General features: G+C 66.2%; 12 protein-coding genes and 1 pseudogene. 8 read left to right on the top strand and 5 right to left on the bottom strand.

Going from position 1 to position 15050, the window contains the following annotated elements:
• Window positions 1-721: 721 nt before the first annotated feature.
• From JLDANKMP_RS14860 to JLDANKMP_RS14835, 6 genes are all read left to right on the top strand, one after another.
• Window positions 722-3187, top strand: coding sequence for a GH92 family glycosyl hydrolase (locus tag JLDANKMP_RS14860; RefSeq protein WP_212561520.1), 2466 nt, complete (start codon window positions 722-724; stop codon window positions 3185-3187).
• 96 nt (window positions 3188-3283) lie between these two features.
• On the top strand, window positions 3284-4333 hold the full coding sequence (locus tag JLDANKMP_RS14855) for a LacI family DNA-binding transcriptional regulator (protein ID WP_049447170.1): 1050 nt from the start codon (window positions 3284-3286) through the stop codon (window positions 4331-4333).
• A gap of 60 nt (window positions 4334-4393) precedes the next feature.
• On the top strand, window positions 4394-5707 hold the full coding sequence (gene fucP, locus JLDANKMP_RS14850; RefSeq protein ID WP_212561519.1) for an L-fucose:H+ symporter permease: 1314 nt from the start codon (window positions 4394-4396) through the stop codon (window positions 5705-5707).
• 7 nt (window positions 5708-5714) lie between these two features.
• A complete protein-coding gene (locus JLDANKMP_RS14845; protein WP_212561518.1) occupies window positions 5715-6710 on the top strand; it encodes a carbohydrate kinase in 996 nt (331 codons plus the stop codon).
• The gene (locus JLDANKMP_RS14840; protein ID WP_212561517.1) at window positions 6707-7933 is read left to right on the top strand and encodes an AGE family epimerase/isomerase; all 1227 of its coding nucleotides are present in this window, start codon (window positions 6707-6709) and stop codon (window positions 7931-7933) included. The genes JLDANKMP_RS14845 and JLDANKMP_RS14840 overlap by 4 nt, the downstream gene beginning before the upstream one ends.
• A 91-nt stretch (window positions 7934-8024) precedes the next feature.
• Window positions 8025-10643, top strand: a complete 2619-nt coding sequence (locus tag JLDANKMP_RS14835) for a glycoside hydrolase family 2 protein (protein WP_212561516.1) — start codon at window positions 8025-8027, stop codon at window positions 10641-10643.
• Window positions 10644-10742: 99 nt separating this feature from the next.
• On the opposite strand, the gene mtnC is transcribed toward JLDANKMP_RS14835, so the two are convergent.
• The 3 genes from mtnC to JLDANKMP_RS14820 all read right to left on the bottom strand — a co-directional run bounded on the left by mtnC (window position 10743) and on the right by JLDANKMP_RS14820 (window position 12734).
• Window positions 10743-11438 (bottom strand): acireductone synthase, encoded by a 696-nt coding sequence (mtnC, locus tag JLDANKMP_RS14830; protein ID WP_012480050.1) that lies wholly within the window; start codon window positions 11436-11438, stop codon window positions 10743-10745.
• Window positions 11439-11441: 3 nt separating this feature from the next.
• Window positions 11442-11999: an acireductone dioxygenase gene (locus tag JLDANKMP_RS14825; protein WP_005409451.1), complete on the bottom strand. Its 558-nt coding sequence runs from the start codon at window positions 11997-11999 to the stop codon at window positions 11442-11444.
• Between the two features lie 93 nt (window positions 12000-12092).
• The gene (locus tag JLDANKMP_RS14820) at window positions 12093-12734 is read right to left on the bottom strand and encodes a methylthioribulose 1-phosphate dehydratase (RefSeq protein ID WP_212561515.1); all 642 of its coding nucleotides are present in this window, start codon (window positions 12732-12734) and stop codon (window positions 12093-12095) included.
• Window positions 12735-12986: 252 nt separating this feature from the next.
• Here JLDANKMP_RS14820 and JLDANKMP_RS14815 point away from each other — a divergent pair, with 252 nt between their 5' ends.
• Window positions 12987-13361: a hypothetical protein gene (locus JLDANKMP_RS14815; protein ID WP_032957971.1), complete on the top strand. Its 375-nt coding sequence runs from the start codon at window positions 12987-12989 to the stop codon at window positions 13359-13361.
• A gap of 226 nt (window positions 13362-13587) precedes the next feature.
• The gene (locus tag JLDANKMP_RS14810; RefSeq protein WP_249336950.1) at window positions 13588-13941 is read left to right on the top strand and encodes a hypothetical protein; all 354 of its coding nucleotides are present in this window, start codon (window positions 13588-13590) and stop codon (window positions 13939-13941) included.
• Window positions 13942-14093: 152 nt separating this feature from the next.
• On the opposite strand, the pseudogene JLDANKMP_RS14805 reads toward JLDANKMP_RS14810, so the two are convergent.
• Together JLDANKMP_RS14805 and JLDANKMP_RS14800 are read right to left on the bottom strand one after the other, a co-directional pair.
• Window positions 14094-14351, bottom strand: a pseudogene (locus JLDANKMP_RS14805) (integrase core domain-containing protein); the annotation flags it as partial.
• 42 nt (window positions 14352-14393) lie between these two features.
• Window positions 14394-15050, bottom strand: a 657-nt coding sequence (locus JLDANKMP_RS14800) for an IS3 family transposase (RefSeq protein ID WP_212561514.1), incomplete at its 5' end; no start/stop codon positions are given.

The raw sequence follows: 15050 nt of genomic DNA, 5'->3' as shown, positions 1-15050 counted from the left end.
GAGGGTGGGTTGGCAGGGCTGCGCCCTGCACCTGCTCGACGCCAAGGCCAAAGCCAAAGCCAGAACGGCTCTGGTTTTCTGCGGGTTGGGCGGGGCGGTGTCGGATTGCGGGGACGCCGTAAACCCGTCCATGGGGGCTTGGCCGCGGCATCCATGCCGCGGACACCCCGCAATCCGACACCGCCCCCCCTTCGACAGTTTCCCGGTGACGGTTGGATTGGTCCTGGAACGACATGGGGTCCTGGGGTCAGATCCGTCTTCCTTTGGAAAACGGATCTGACCCCAATCGATTTCGTTATCTGACAGAGATTCATCCACGCATGGCGTGGATCCACAGATCGCGGGAATCTGTCGAAGGCGGGGTGGGTCCGGTTGCGGGGGCGTGAGCCGCATGGATGCGGCGATCGAGCTTACATGGACGTACTTGCAGCGTCCCCCGAAACCGGACCCACCCCGCCATCCCACGGATAGTCGGCTTTTGCTGTTGCTTCGGCTTCGGCAGGTGCAGGGCGCAGCCCTGCCGAACACCCCCTCTCATGCTGCGCCGCAGAATGCATTCGGCTGAATCCGCATGCTCTACTTGAATCGATCTAAATCCACGGTCTGGTGGGTCGGGCGTCATTCCAGGGGGAGCTCTCTGCAGGTCAGGGCAGGGCTCAGCGGAACGGTGCCGGACGGCCCCGGCCGTCTGCCTCCGCGTCATCGACTACAGGAACCCGACATGCGCCCAGTGCCGTCCGCTCCCGCTGTCCCATCGACCTCGCGCCCGCTGGCGCGCTTGGTCTGTCTGCTCGCCCTGTCGGCGTCGCCGATGCTGCTGCAGGCCGCACCGGCTGCGCTGGAGCGCGAGGTCAACACCTTCATCGGCAGCAAGGACGACGGCAATACCTTCCCCGGCGCATCGGCACCGTTCGGCCTGATCCAGGTCAGCCCGATCGGCAGCCACTATTCGGGCTGGCGCTACGACGACGAGAAGATCCGCGGTTTCGGTCACTCCTTCATCTCCGGCGCCGGTTGCTGGGAGCAGGGCGGGCAGGTGTCGATCCTGCCGGTCACCGGCAGCATCGGTCCGGGCGGCGATTTCGATACTGCTGACGCCAAGAACTTCAACCACAAGACCTATGCCGCTTCGTACACGCACGACGGCGAGATCGGCCAGGCCGGCTATTACAAGGTGCGCCTGACCAGCTACGGCGGCATCGACGCCGAGGCCACCGCGCGTACGCGTGCCGCGGCCGAGCGCTACACCTTCAGCCAGCGCCAGGGCGAGGGCCACGTGCTGGTCAACGTCGGCCAGGCCAACGAACGCCACTCGGTGATCGGCAGCGTGGTCGACGTGGTCGGCGACCGCGTGGTCGAGGGCAAGCTGGTCACCAAGAGTTTCTGCGGCGGCCATCAGTACACCACCTGGTTCCGCATCGAGTTCGACCGCCCGTTCAAGGCGCATGGCACCTGGGGCGAGGGCGGCGGCCTGCCGGGCGCGCGTCACAGCATGGAAGGCGAACAGAAGCCGAACGGTGCCTGGCTCAGCTTCGACCTGGCCAAGGGCCAGTCGGTAACGGCGGTCAGCGCGATCTCGCATGTGGATGCCGAAGGCGCGCGCATCAACCTGCGCGCGGAGGGCATGCAGGGCGGGGCGCTGCTCGGTTTCGATCGGATGCGGGCGCTGTCCCAGCAGTCGTGGCGCGAGCAGCTGGGCCGGGTGCGCGTGCAGGGCGGCACCGCCGACGACCGCGCTGTGTTCTACAGCGCGGTCTACCACGCGCTGCTGCAGCCGATGACCGGCAACGACGCTGACGGCCGCTACCGCGGCTATGACGATGGCATCCACCGTGCCGATGGCTGGACCTACTACGAGTACTTCTCGCTGTGGGATACCTACCGCGCGCAGAACCAGTGGCTGGCACTGACCCGCCCGGACGTGGCGCGCGACATCGGCCGTACCCTGCTGGCGATCGACGAGCAGGGCGGCTGGCTGCCGCGCTGGGGCTATGCCAACTTCGAGACCAACATCATGACCGGCGATCCGGTCACCCCGTTCATGGTCGACCTGTGGCGCTTCGGTGCGCTCAAGGGCCGTGAATCGCAGGCCTGGGATGCGCTGCGCCGCAATGCCTTCGGCACGCCGCCGCTGAACTCACGCATGGCCGGCCGTTCCGGCAACCCGACCTACCTGGACAAGGGCTATGTGGTCTACGACCGCGCGTTCCCGTCCAAGGGCATGGACGTCGATCCGCACCACGGCGGTTCGGCGACCTTGGAATACGCACTGGCCGACTGTGCGCTTTCGCAGATGGCCGATGGCCTCGGCCATGCGCAGGACGCGGCGACGCTGCGTGAGCGCGGCCGCAACTGGCGCAAGGTGTGGGACCCGCAGGTGCGCGACGCCGAGACCGGCTTTAACGGTTTCCCGCGCCCGCGCACCGAGGATGGCCAGTGGTACACCCCGGCCGATGGCCACTACAGTCCGCGTTCGCACCACGGTTTCCATGAAGGCACGGCGTGGCAGTACCAGTGGCTGGCGCAGCAGGACGTGCCGGGGCTGGTCGAAGCGATGCAGGGCCGCGAACAGGCCGGCCGCCGCCTCGACGCGTTCTTCGCGATGGACGCGCTGCAGGCCGATCCGCTCAATGCCGCCCGCAAGGAGTGGGTGGTCGGGCCGTACAGCTACTACAACCAGTTCCGCTACAACCCGAACAACGAGCCGGACCTGCACTCGCCGTGGCTGTACACGCTGATCGGCCAGCCGTGGAAGACCGCGGCCGTGGTGCGTGCCGCGCAGCAGTTGTTCACCAATGCGCCCAATGGCGTGACCGGCAACGACGACCTCGGCACGATGTCGGCCTGGTATCTCTTCAGCGCCATCGGCGTTTATCCGGCGGTGCCGGGCAGCGGCCAGTTCCTGCTGCACACCCCGCGCTTCAGCAAGGTGGAACTGGACATGGGCAATGGCCGGACGCTGCGCATCCACGCGCCGGGTGCCGATGGCCGCCGCTTGCAGTACGTTCAGGGCGTGCAGGTCGATGGACAGGCGCATGCGCCGGTCTGGCTGGACTGGAACCAGCTGCAGCAGGGCCCGCGCCTGCAGTTCGCGCTTGACGCGAAGGCGCCGGAGCAGGGCTGGGGTACGGCGGTGAAGGACCTGCCGGTGTCCTGGTGCGCGGCACCGGGCAGCCAGCTGCGCTGAGCCGGACTGTGCCGTTCGCGGTGACCCAGCGAACGGCACGGCACGACACGGCCCTGATCCATTAGGCTTGAGCCTCCAGCGGAGTCCGGGAAGACGATGAACGACAACGGCAGCAGTCCCAGCAAGCGCGCCGGCAAGGCAGTGACGGTGACCGACATCGCGCGTGCCATCGGCGTGTCACGGGCGACCGTGTCGCTGGTGTTGCGCGGCAGCCCGCTGGTCAACGTCGATACCCGCGCCAAGGTCGAGGCCGAACTGCGCCGCCAGCGTTATGTCTACAACCGCGCGGCGGCCAACCTGCGCCGGCGCACGTCATCAAGCATCGCGCTGGTGATCAACGATCTGTCCAACCCGTTCTTCGCCGAGTTCGCCTCCGGTGTGGACGAGGCGCTGGGTGGACGCGGTTACGTGACCCTGCTGGGCAGTACCGGTGAATCGCCGGAGCGCCAGCAGGCGGTGCTGTCCACGCTGATGGAGCACACCCCGGCCGGCCTGATCCTGTCACCGGCCGAGGGCAGCGATACCGCGCAGTTGCGGCAGGCGTTGGGCGCCAATGCCAACGTGCTGCTGTTCAACCGCGAGCTTGAAGGGGCTGACTGGGATTTCCTCACCCTCGACAACCAGCACGGCGCCTACCTGGCCACGCGTCACCTGATCGAGCGCGGCCATCGCCAGATCGCCTTCTTCGGCGGCCACGCTGCATCGAGCTCGTGCCACCAGCGCCGTGCCGGTTTCCAGCAGGCGCTGGCCGAGGCCGGTCTGTCGCTGCCGCCGGGCTGGATGATCGAGTCGGCGCCGAACCGTCTGGAAGCCGCTGCGCGCACCGATGAGCTGTTTGCCGATGGCCATCGCCCGAGTGCGGCGGTCTGCTACAACGACACCGTCGCGCTGGGCCTGATGCTGGGCTTGAATTCACGGGGCATCCGTCCGGGCGGTGACTTTGCCGTTACCGGCTTCGACGATATTTCCGAGGCTGCGGTGGCGGTGCCGCCGTTGACCACGCTCACCGCCGATCCGCGCGAGCGGGGCCGGCAAGCTGCGGCGCTGCTGCTGCAACGACTGGACGAACCGGACGCGCCGCCACGGCGCACGGTCGCGCCGGTGCAGTTGCGCATCCGCGAAAGCAGTGCCGCACGACCGAACTGATTTCTTCCATACACCCCTTCCACGCAACAACGACCTTCCGCGCATCGAGGCGCGTACCGCATGCCGATCTCCGCAACGCCCCGTCCATCGGGTTCTTCGGGCAACGCACCCGCCGTCACCAACGGCAAGGCGCTGGCCGTGGTCACCACGATCTTCTTCATGTGGGGCTTCCTGACCTGCCTCAATGACATCCTGATCCCGCACCTGAAGGCGGTGTTCGAGCTGAACTACGCCAAGGCGATGCTGGTGCAGTTCACGTTCTTCGGCACCTATTTCCTGATGTCGCTGCCGGCAGGTCGCCTGGTGGCGGCGCTGGGCTACAAGAAGGGCATCGTGGCCGGCCTGGTGATTGCCGGTATCGGTGCGCTGGGCTTCTGGCCGGCGGCCGAGCTGCGCGTGTATGGCGCCTTCCTGGGCGCACTGTTCGTTCTGGCCACGGGCATTACCGTGCTGCAGGTCGCTGCCAATCCCTACGTCGCGCTGCTGGGCCCGGAGCAGACCAGCTCCAGCCGCCTGACCCTGGCGCAGGCGCTGAACTCGCTGGGCACGGCCATCGCCCCGATCTTCGGCGGCATGCTGATCCTGTCCAACACGGTGAAGAGTGCCGATGACATCGCGGCACTGCCGGCCGCCGAACAGCTGGCCTACCGTGCCGCCGAGGCGCAGGCCGTGCAGGGCCCGTACGTGGGGCTGGCCGTTGCGCTGGTGCTGCTGGCGCTGTTCGTATACCTGTTCCGCCTGCCGGCACTGAGCGACGCCACCGAGCAGGCCGACCAGGGCCACCACCACAGCTACCTGGATGCGCTGCGCAAGCGCCACCTGCTGCTGGGTGTGCTGGGCATCTTCTTCTACGTCGGTGCCGAAGTTTCGATCGGCAGCTTCCTGGTCAACTACCTGTCGATGCCCAACATCGGCGGCTTCAGCGAGCAGGAAGCCACGCATTACGTGTCGGCCTACTGGACGATGGCGATGATCGGCCGCTTCGCCGGCTCGGCGCTGCTGGCGCGCTTCTCGCCCAGCCGCCTGCTGGCGATCTTCGCGCTGGTCAACGTGGGGCTGCTGGTCACGACCATGCTGACCTCCGGCAACATCGCGCTGTACTCGGTGGTGGCGATCGGCCTGTTCAATTCGATCATGTTCCCGACCATCTTCGCGCTGAGCATCGAGCGCCTGGGCCCGCTGACCAACAAGGGCTCCAGCCTGCTGATCATGGCCATCGTCGGCGGTGCGGTGGTGCCGTACCTGCAGGGCGTGCTGGCCGACCACATCGGTGTGCAGGCCAGCTTCATCCTGCCGCTGCTGTGCTACGGCTACATCATTTTCTACGGACTGGTCGGCGCACGTACGCCGGCTTCCGCAACGCAGGGAGGCTGAGTCCGGAATGGGTTCCATCGTTTGCTTCGGCGAAATTTTGATCGATCTACTAGCGCAGCCGCCGGCCTCGGCCGATACGCCGCGGGCGTTCCTGCAGTACGCCGGCGGGGCGCCGGCCAACGTTGCCGTGGCCGCTGCGCGGCTGGGCGCGAAGACCCAGTTCGTCGGCATGCTCGGCCGTGACATGTTCGGTGACTTCCTGGCCGACAGCCTGGTCGAGCACGGCGTGGGCACGGATTACATCGTGCGTACCGATGCGGCGAAGACCGCGCTGGCCTTCGTCGCCCTCGACGCCAGTGGCGAGCGCAGCTTCAGCTTCTACCGCCCGCCGGCCGCCGACCTGCTGTTCCGTGACAGCGATTTCCAGGCCGCCTGCCTCGACAGCGCGCAGTGCTTCCACGTCTGCTCCAACAGCCTGACCGAGCCGGGCATCGCCGAGGCGACCTTTGCCGGCATGGACCGTGCACGTGCGGCCGACGCGGTGGTCAGCCTCGATCTGAACCTGCGTCCCGCGCTGTGGCCGGCGAACGAGGATCCGACGCCGCGCCTGTGGCAGGCGCTGGAACGCGCCGATCTGGTGAAGCTGTCGCGCGAGGAGCTGGACTACCTGGCCGCGCCGATGGGCAATGACGGCGAGGCGACGGTGCTGCGGCGCCTGCTGGCCGCGCAGGCGCGCTGGGTGATCGTCACCGATGGTGCGGCCACGCTGCACTGGTACACCCGCGACAACCACGGCACGGTCACCAGTTTCCGCGTGGCCACGGTCGACACCACGGCGGCGGGCGATGCCTTCGTCGGTGGCGTGCTGGTCGGCCTGCTGGAGCGCGGTGGGGCGGGCGCTGGTTTCGCTGCGTTCTGCCAGGACCCGGAGGCGATCACCGCCACGCTGCGTTTCGGCGCCGCCGTGGGGGCGCTGGCTGTTACCCGCAAGGGCGCGTTCGCCGCAATGCCCTCGCTCGATGAAGTGCAGCAGCTGCTGCAGGCCCAGGACATTACCGCATGAGCACCTCGCCCGATTTCCGTTCGCCCGCGTTCCTGCGCGCGCACATCGCCGATACCATGGCGTTCTACCATCCGCGCTGCATCGATCCGGACGGCGGCTTCTTCCACTACTTCCGGGATGACGGCAGCGTCTACGATGCCAGCCACCGCCACCTGGTGAGCAGCACGCGCTTCGTCTTCAACTACGCGATGGCCTACCGCGAATTCGGCAATGCTGAATACCGCGAGGCGGTCGAGCACGGCGTGCGCTACCTGCGCGAGGTGCACCGCAACCCGGCCACCGGTGGCTACGCCTGGACCCTGCGTGATGGCAAGGTCGAGGACGACATGAACCACTGCTACGGCGTGGCGTTCGTGCTGCTGGCCTACAGTTGCGCGCTGAAGGCCGGTATCGAACAGGCGCGTGTGTGGATGGACGAAACCTGGAAGCTGCTGGAAGCGCGCTTCTGGGAGCCACAGCACGGCCTGTACAAGGACGAGGCCGATGGCCAGTGGAACTTCACCGGCTATCGCGGCCAGAACGCCAACATGCACATGTGCGAGGCGATGCTGGCGGCGTTCGAGGCCAGTGGCGAGCAGCGCTATGTCCAGCGTGCGCTGCAGCTGGCCGACAACATGACCCGCCGCCAGGCGGCCAAGGCCGGCGGGCTGGTCTGGGAGCACTACGATGAGAACTGGGAGATCGACTGGGACTACAACCTGGACGACCCCAAGCACCTGTTCCGCCCATGGGGCTTCCAGCCCGGCCACCAGACCGAATGGGCCAAGCTGTTGCTGATCCTCGATCGCCACGTGCAGGCCGACTGGCTGGTGCCGACCGCGCAGCACCTGTTCGATGTGGCTGTGGCGCGCAGCTGGGACGAAGCGCGCGGTGGCTTGTACTACGGTTTCGCACCGGAAACGCGCCGACAGCCGGGCATGAACGGTGCGCCGATCGGTGGCGACAGCTTCGTCTGCGACGACGACAAGTATTTCTGGGTGCAGGCCGAAACGCTGGCCACCGCCGCACTGATGGCCAAGCGCACCGGCGATGACCGCTACTGGCAGTGGTACGAGCGCATCTGGGCGTACTCGTGGGAGCACTTCGTCGACCACCAGTACGGTGCCTGGTTCCGCATCCTCGATGCTGACAACCGCAAGTACAGCGACGAGAAGAGCCCGGCCGGCAAGGTGGATTACCACACCATGGGCGCGTGCTACGAAGTGTTGAACGTGGTGCGCTGAAGATCGTTTGAATGCAGTAATGCCAGGCCATGCCTGGCAATCCGGAATCGGTAGCGCCGGGCGACGCCCGGCGGAAAAACAGGAGCTCCGCGTGCATCGTCTTTCCCTCGTTGTCCGTCTGCTCCTGCTGCTGATCGCAGCCTCCGCCTTCCCGGCAGCTGCAGCCCCGCTGCAGGCGCGATGGGAATTCCGCATGCTGCCCGGCGATGCGCAGGGCGCCGCCCACCCGGGCCTGCAGCAGTGGCGTGCGGCGAAGGTGCCGGGCAGCGTGCACACCGACCTGCTGGCCCACGGGCTGATCCGCGATCCGTACGTCGGTGCGTCTGAGGCCGAGCTGCAATGGATCGGCCTGGCTGCCTGGGAGTACCGCGCCCGCTTCGACGTGCATGCGGCGACATTGGCCAAGCCCAATGCCGAGCTGCGCTTCGACGGGCTGGATACCTATGCCGAAGTCAGCCTCAACGGCAGGCCGCTGCTGCGCGCGGACAATGCGCACCGCACCTGGCGTGCGCGCGTGGAAGGGCGCCTGCGCGCGAGCGGCAATGAACTGCAGATCGTGTTTCGCTCACCGATCCGCACGCTTTTGCCGGGTGTGCAGGCGATGCGGCACAAGATCGCCGGCAACTATCCTTCGCCCCATGGCGATGAGCCCAAGGACGCGATGGTCGGCAACTTCGCGCGCAAGCCGGCCTATCACTTCGGCTGGGACTGGGGCCCGCGCTATGTCACCGCCGGCGTGTGGCGCGGGGTCGACCTGCAGGCCTGGGATGCGCACCGCCTGACCGATCTTGCCGTGCGTACCGATGCATTGAGCGCGGAGCAGGCGAAGCTGGCGGTATTGCTGCAGGTGGAGCAGGGTAACGCTGCCGGTTCTGCGGTGGTCCATGTCGATGTGCGCGATCCGCAGGGTCGCAGCGTGGCCCAGGTGCAGCGCACGGTGCTGCTGAAGCCCGGCCAGAACGCTGTCGAAGTACCGGTCGAACTGGCCAAGCCGCAGCGCTGGTGGCCGGTCGGCCACGGTGCACAGGACCGCTACACCGTGCAGGCGCGCCTGGATGATGGCGCCGATGCAGCGCTGGTGCGCGAGCAGCGCATCGGCCTGCGCACGGTTGAACTGCGCCGCGAGGAAGACGGCAAGGGCGGGCAGGGCATTGCCTTCGTCATCAACGGCGTGGAGATCTTCGCAAAGGGCGCCAACGTCATTCCGTTCGATGCCTTCCCCGCACGGGTCGACGCCGCGCGCCTGCGCCAGGTGCTGACCGCCGCACGCGACGCCAACATGAACATGCTGCGCAATTGGGGTGGCGGCTACTACGAGGACGATGCGTTCTTCGACATCGCCGACGAACTGGGCCTGCTGGTCTGGCAGGACTTCATGTTCGGTGGTGGCATGCAGCCGGGCTACGATCCGGCCTTCCGTGCCAGCGTGGTGGCCGAGGCGCGCGACAACGTGCGCCGGCTGCGCCATCACCCCAGCATCGTGCTGTGGTGTGGCAACAATGAGGAAGAAACCGCCTGGAAGGACTGGGGCCACGGCCGTGACCTGAAGGCGGCCGACCCGGCGTTTGCGGCAAAGGTCTGGCAGGGTTACGTCGATCTGTTCGGCAACGACCTGCGCCAGGTAGTGGGTGAGGAGGGCTTGGGCGTGCCGTACTGGTCCAGCTCGCCCAGTAACGACCTGGGCGAAAAGGCGAACGACTCGACCCGTGGCGACAAGCACTACTGGCAGGTCTGGGGCAATCCGGCGCTGCCGGTGCAGGCTTACCTGCGCGAGACGCCGCGCTTCATGTCCGAGTACGGCCTGCAGGCATGGCCGTCGGTGGCCACCGTGGACCAGATCGCCACCCGCGCCGAGCAGCGCATCGACAGCCCGGTGATCCGCGCGCACCAGAAATTCATGGCCGGCGATGGCAACAGCCGCCTGCTGCACTACATCGAACTGGGCTACGGCACGCCGAAGGACTTCGAGGACTTCGTCTACCTCAGCCAGGTGATGCAGGCCGATGGCATCGCGCTGGCCGCGTTGCACCATCGCGCCTCGCGGCCGTACACGATGGGCTCGCTGTACTGGCAGCTCAACGACGTCTGGCCGGGTGCTTCATGGTCCAGCGTGGACTACTTCGGTCGCTGGAAGGCGCTGCACTACGCCGCGCGGCGCTTCTTCGCGCCGGTCACGCTGGCGGCATTGCGTGATGAGGGCAGTACGCGGGTGCGCCTGATCAATGATGGCGCTGCCGCAGATGCACGTTGGCGGCTGCGGGTGATGGATGTGGATGGCAAGGTGCTGCGTCGTCGCGAGGACGCGGTGGCGTTGACGGCGGCGGGCGTCACCTCGATCGGTGATTTCCGCGATGCCGAGCTGCTGGCCGGTGCCGATCCGAAGCGCACGGTGGCCGTGTTCGAGCTGCTGCAGAACGGGGCGGTCAGTGCCCGCCAGATCGTCGGATTCGTCGAAGCCAAAGACCAGGTGTTGCCGCGGCAGAAGCTGAAGGCCACCCTGTCCATCGAAGGCGATCACTATCGACTGCGGCTGGACAGCGCGGCTTACGTGCGCGCGACGTGGATCGATTTCGGCGCGCTGGATGTGCAGGTCGAAGACAACCTGCTGGACCTGCTGCCCGGCGAAACCCGCGATATCGCGGTGCGTGGCCCGGTGGACCTGACGACCCTGCGCGAAGCAATGAAGCTGAAGACCCTCAACGATCGTTGAGGGCGGCGCATCCTGCTTTGGTAGGTGCCAACCTCGGTTGGCATCCACCAGAAGCGGAGCCGGGTAGGTGCGGACCGTTGGTCCGCACACCTCTCTTCTTTACAGCTGGATCTGCTGGAAGTTCTCGACCCGTTCATGGCCGTTGGCGGCCTGGCCGATGCGCGGCATCGGGTAATCATCCAGGCGATCGATCAGGCGGGTCTGCAGGCCGGCTTCGCGGGCGGCGTCCAATTCCTCCACCACATCGGACAGGAACACGATCTCGCCGGCCGGCACGCCGATCGCCTGCACGATGCGGCGGTAGCTGTCGGCCTCGCGCTTGCCACCGATCTCGGTATCGAACCAGCCCGACACCAGCGGGCTGAGGTCACCGGCATCGCTGAAACCGAAGAACAGCTTCTGCGCCGGCACCGAGCCGGAGGAGTACACGTACAGCGGCAGGCCGGCGGCATGCCAGCCTTTCAGCACCGGCGCCACTTCCGGGTAGAAGTGCGCGGTGTAGTCGCCGCGGCGGTAGCCTTCATCCCAGATCAGGCCCTGCAGCGCCTTCAGTGCGGTGTGCTTGCGGTCCTGGTCGATCCAGCCCTGCAGGGTCTCGGCCACCAGGCTGTCCTGGCAGGCGCCGCCGATCTCGGTAGCCACCGCGTCCAGCCAGCGGCGGACCTCCGGCTGCTGGCCATGTTCGGCGACGAACGCCGGCAAGGCCTTGCGGGCATAGGGGAACAGCACGTTCTTGACGAACGAGATGCTGCTGGTGGTGCCTTCGATGTCGGTCAGGATGACGCGGGGCTGCATGGATCAGGACGCCTGGGTAGGTACGTAACGGGGGAACTTCTGCGCGATGTCGGTGCCGGTGAAATGACCCACCCAGCCGTCCGGCTCGGTGAAGAAGCGGATCGCCACGAAGCTCGGTTCATCGCCCATGTCGAACCAGTGGGTGGTGCCATCGGGCACGGCGATCAGGTCGTCCTTCACGCACTCGATCTCATAGACCTTGTCACCCACGTGCAGGGTGAACAGGCCGGAGCCTGCGACGAAGAAGCGCACCTCGTCTTCCTTGTGGAAGTGCTCGTCGAGGAACTTCTTCCGCAGCTCGGCGCGGTTCGGGTTGTCCGGGGCGATCGAGGCGACGTCCACGCTCTTGAAGCCGCGCTCGGCGACCAGGCGGTCGATGTCCGCACGGTAGGCAGCGAACACTTCCTCCTGGCTGGCGCCCGGCGCGACTGGCGCGGTGGCCTGCCAGCGCTCGAAGGTGACGCCGATCTTCTGCAGTTCGGCAGCAATGACCGCGCCGTCCTGGGTGTCCAACAGCGGCGATTCGGGGCGGGTGTCGTCGTAGATGCGCAGTCGGCTCATGGCGGCAGCTTGAACGTCTCGGGGGGGAAGACAGGGTAGCAGGGCGGGGGCGGGGTGCAGATTCCGGATCGGCATCTGCACCTGCGCGCGGGTTCAGCCGCGCAGCTTGCGCAGTTCCAGTTCGCAGTGGAACAGGAATTCGAAGGCTTCCAGATGACGGCGCGCTTCGGCCATGTCGCGGCCCCAGGCGTACAGGCCGTGGCCGTCGATCAGGTAGCCCCACAGGTTCTGGCGGTCGAGCAGATCATCGACCTGCTTCGAAAGCACGTTCATGTCCTGGGTGTTGGCGAATACCGGCACGTCGATGGCCATCTCGTGGGTGCTGTTGCCGGCGAAGGCCTTCAGCAGTTCGTAGCCTTCCAGGTGCACATGACCCTGCGGCGCGTACAGGCGCGAGGCAATGGTCTGCACCGGCGAATGGGTGTGCAGTACGCAGCCGATTTCCGGGAAGCGGCGGTACAGCTGGGTGTGCAGCAGGGTTTCGGCGGAGGGGCGCAGCGGGCGGCCGACGGCCTTGCCATCGAAGTCCACCACCATGATGTCGTCCTCGATCAGGCGGCCCTTGTCCTTGCCCGAGACGGTGATCGCGGCGTGGCGGTCATCCAGGCGGTGGGAGAAGTTGCTGCTGGTGGCCGGGGTCCAGCCGGCCTGGGCCAGTTCGCGGACGTTGTCGATCAGCAGCTGGGCCAGTTCGCCCAGGCGGGCGGTGTCGTAGGGGAAGGTGGGGGTGTCCATGGACGGCATTTTACGTGATCCGGCCCGATGCTGGGCCCGCGCGGGTACCGCCTGCCTGCTGCGTGGGCAACGCGAAGCGGTGTGCTGGCAGGCGGCGCGCAGGGGTTGGATCGAGGCAAGCACAGCGCTGGCTGAATGGGGGCGGCAGCGCTCCCGCTGGAAGCGATTCCGGTCGTGGACAGCCCTCTTGCCGCGAAACATCATCGGATTGCCGCAGAAGTTCCGGCGAGCGCCAAGGAAAGGAGTACTTCGATGATCGCGCGCGCGATGGGGATGATGGGGGCGATTGGCATCATGCTTGCCAGCAGTGGCTGCACGATGGAATGGGTGAAGATGGATGCGGGTGCGCGGTCATTCGGCCCCGCCCATTCGAGTTGCAGGGCGCAGGCCGACGATCACTGGCCGGTCAGGAATGAAGTGGCCACGCGCACCGTCTACGAAGACCGCAAGGTGCCCTGCAGGCTTGATGAAGTCTGCGCCATTGACGGCAAGTACAACATGGTACCCATGCCGAAAGAGGAGAGTTACATCGTGGACGTCAATGCGTCCGACCGCAGCAGCGAGTTCAATGCCTGCATGGCCGGTGCCGGCTGGCAGCAGCAGCTCATCTGGTTCAATCGCCGCTAGGCGGGGCCGGCGCAGCGGACGACAGGGGCTCGACCGGTTGCTGCTCAACGGAGTCGAGGCAACAGGGGCCAGCGGAGAATGATCTGGCTCTGCGAACCGTTCAGGCGTTGAGGCTGGAGACGAGCAGGGGGCAGGACAAGAACACGTACGACGTGGATGGAAAGTACGAGCGCGTGCTGCGACCGGAAATCGAGAAGTGATGATGGAGGTGGCTACGTGTATGCGAATGGCCGTTGCTGCGGGGCTTGCGCTGTTGACCGGCGGTTGTGCGACCGAATGGGCCCGCTTCAGTGATCATGCTGATCCGCTGGATGAGTCGCGGTGGCGCTGCAGGGCAGAGGCCAACGAGAAGTGGCCGGAGAAGATGGACGTTGTCGAGCGCACCGAGGAGATCGGGGTGCTGACCGTCTGCAAGGAAGGCGAGACATGCGACGTGGATGGCAAATACAAGAAGATGCTGATGCCAAAGACCGAGCGCCACACCGTGGACGTCAACGCCAAGGAGAATCACGAGCACTTCATGGGCTGCATGGGCGGCGCAGGCTGGATACAGAAGACCATCTGGTTTGGCCGCAGATGATCATCGTCGGGCGCCCTGGTCGCTGGGAATGACCATCATCCACGCATGGCGTGGATCCACCGGATGCGCCGGGAGAGTGTCGAAGGTGGGGAGGGGTGAGGTTGCGGGGGCGTGTGATCTGGCCCCCTGAAAACGGACGCCATGAAGCCGTTTCAGGCGGCAGCCCGGAGCTGCCGGGCGTAGTTGTTAGGCGAGTGGTAGCCCAGCGCCGAGTGTAGCCGGGCTGGATTGTAGAATCCGTGGATGTAAGCAGCGATGGACTGGCTGGCTTGTTCCCTACTGGCGTAAGGCTCGGCAGCCTCTTCTGTCTTGAGCGTCGCAAAGAAGCTCTCGGCCACCGCGTTGTCCCAGCAATTGCCAGGCCGGCTCATGCTTTGGACCACGCCATGGGACTGCAGCAGCTGGCGAAACTCNTGATCTGGCCCCCTGAAAACGGACGCCATGAAGCCGTTTCAGGCGGCAGCCCGGAGCTGCCGGGCGTAGTTGTTAGGCGAGTGGTAGCCCAGCGCCGAGTGTAGCCGGGCTGGATTGTAGAATCCGTGGATGTAAGCAGCGATGGACTGGCTGGCTTGTTCCCTACTGGCGTAAGGCTCGGCAGCCTCTTCTGTCTTGAGCGTCGCAAAGAAGCTCTCGGCCACCGCGTTGTCCCAGCAATTGCCAGGCCGGCTCATGCTTTGGACCACGCCATGGGACTGCAGCAGCTGGCGAAACTCGTTTCCCCAGTACTGCCCACCACGATCTGAATGGAAGATCAGGCCGGGTCGTTGTGGATGCAGAGCCCAAGCATTGGCAAATGCTTTCACCACCAGTTCTTCAGTCAGACGCTTGGAAACGCTGTAGCCCAGCACCTGCCGGGTCTGGACGCTGATGACCACGGCCAGATGCAGCCATCCCTGGCGGGTGGGGACATACGTGATATCCCCGACCCACGCCGTCGGTCCGGTTCCGGGGGCAAATTGCCGATCCAGCAGGTTGGGGNCGAGCTGAGATGAGCCGCCAGAGGACTTGGGTCGGAATCGGCCTTTGGTCTTGCCCTGGATTCGCTCCTCGGCCATTAACCGTGCCACGCGCTTGTGGCCGACTGGATGATTCCTGGCTCGTAAGGCCCT

This window comes from Stenotrophomonas sp. PE591 (assembly GCF_018320795.1).
Classification (GTDB): Bacteria; Pseudomonadota; Gammaproteobacteria; order Xanthomonadales; family Xanthomonadaceae; genus Stenotrophomonas; species Stenotrophomonas maltophilia.
The sequence above is the reverse complement of the archived record's forward strand: the minus strand, read 5'-3'. Positions and strand labels throughout refer to the sequence as shown.

Bases quoted from the DNA above. Each gene is read 5' to 3' on its own strand.
- JLDANKMP_RS14860 (WP_212561520.1), top strand. From the start codon at position 722: ATGCGCCCAGTGCCGTCCGCTCCCGCTGTCCCATCGACCTCGCGCCCG.
- JLDANKMP_RS14855 (WP_049447170.1), top strand. From the start codon at position 3,284: ATGAACGACAACGGCAGCAGTCCCAGCAAGCGCGCCGGCAAGGCAGTG.
- fucP (WP_212561519.1), top strand. From the start codon at position 4,394: ATGCCGATCTCCGCAACGCCCCGTCCATCGGGTTCTTCGGGCAACGCA.
- JLDANKMP_RS14845 (WP_212561518.1), top strand. From the start codon at position 5,715: ATGGGTTCCATCGTTTGCTTCGGCGAAATTTTGATCGATCTACTAGCG.
- JLDANKMP_RS14840 (WP_212561517.1), top strand. From the start codon at position 6,707: ATGAGCACCTCGCCCGATTTCCGTTCGCCCGCGTTCCTGCGCGCGCAC.
- mtnC (WP_012480050.1), bottom strand. From the start codon at position 11,438: ATGCAGCCCCGCGTCATCCTGACCGACATCGAAGGCACCACCAGCAGC.
- JLDANKMP_RS14825 (WP_005409451.1), bottom strand. From the start codon at position 11,999: ATGAGCCGACTGCGCATCTACGACGACACCCGCCCCGAATCGCCGCTG.
- JLDANKMP_RS14820 (WP_212561515.1), bottom strand. From the start codon at position 12,734: ATGGACACCCCCACCTTCCCCTACGACACCGCCCGCCTGGGCGAACTG.
- JLDANKMP_RS14815 (WP_032957971.1), top strand. From the start codon at position 12,987: ATGATCGCGCGCGCGATGGGGATGATGGGGGCGATTGGCATCATGCTT.
- JLDANKMP_RS14810 (WP_249336950.1), top strand. From the start codon at position 13,588: ATGGCCGTTGCTGCGGGGCTTGCGCTGTTGACCGGCGGTTGTGCGACC.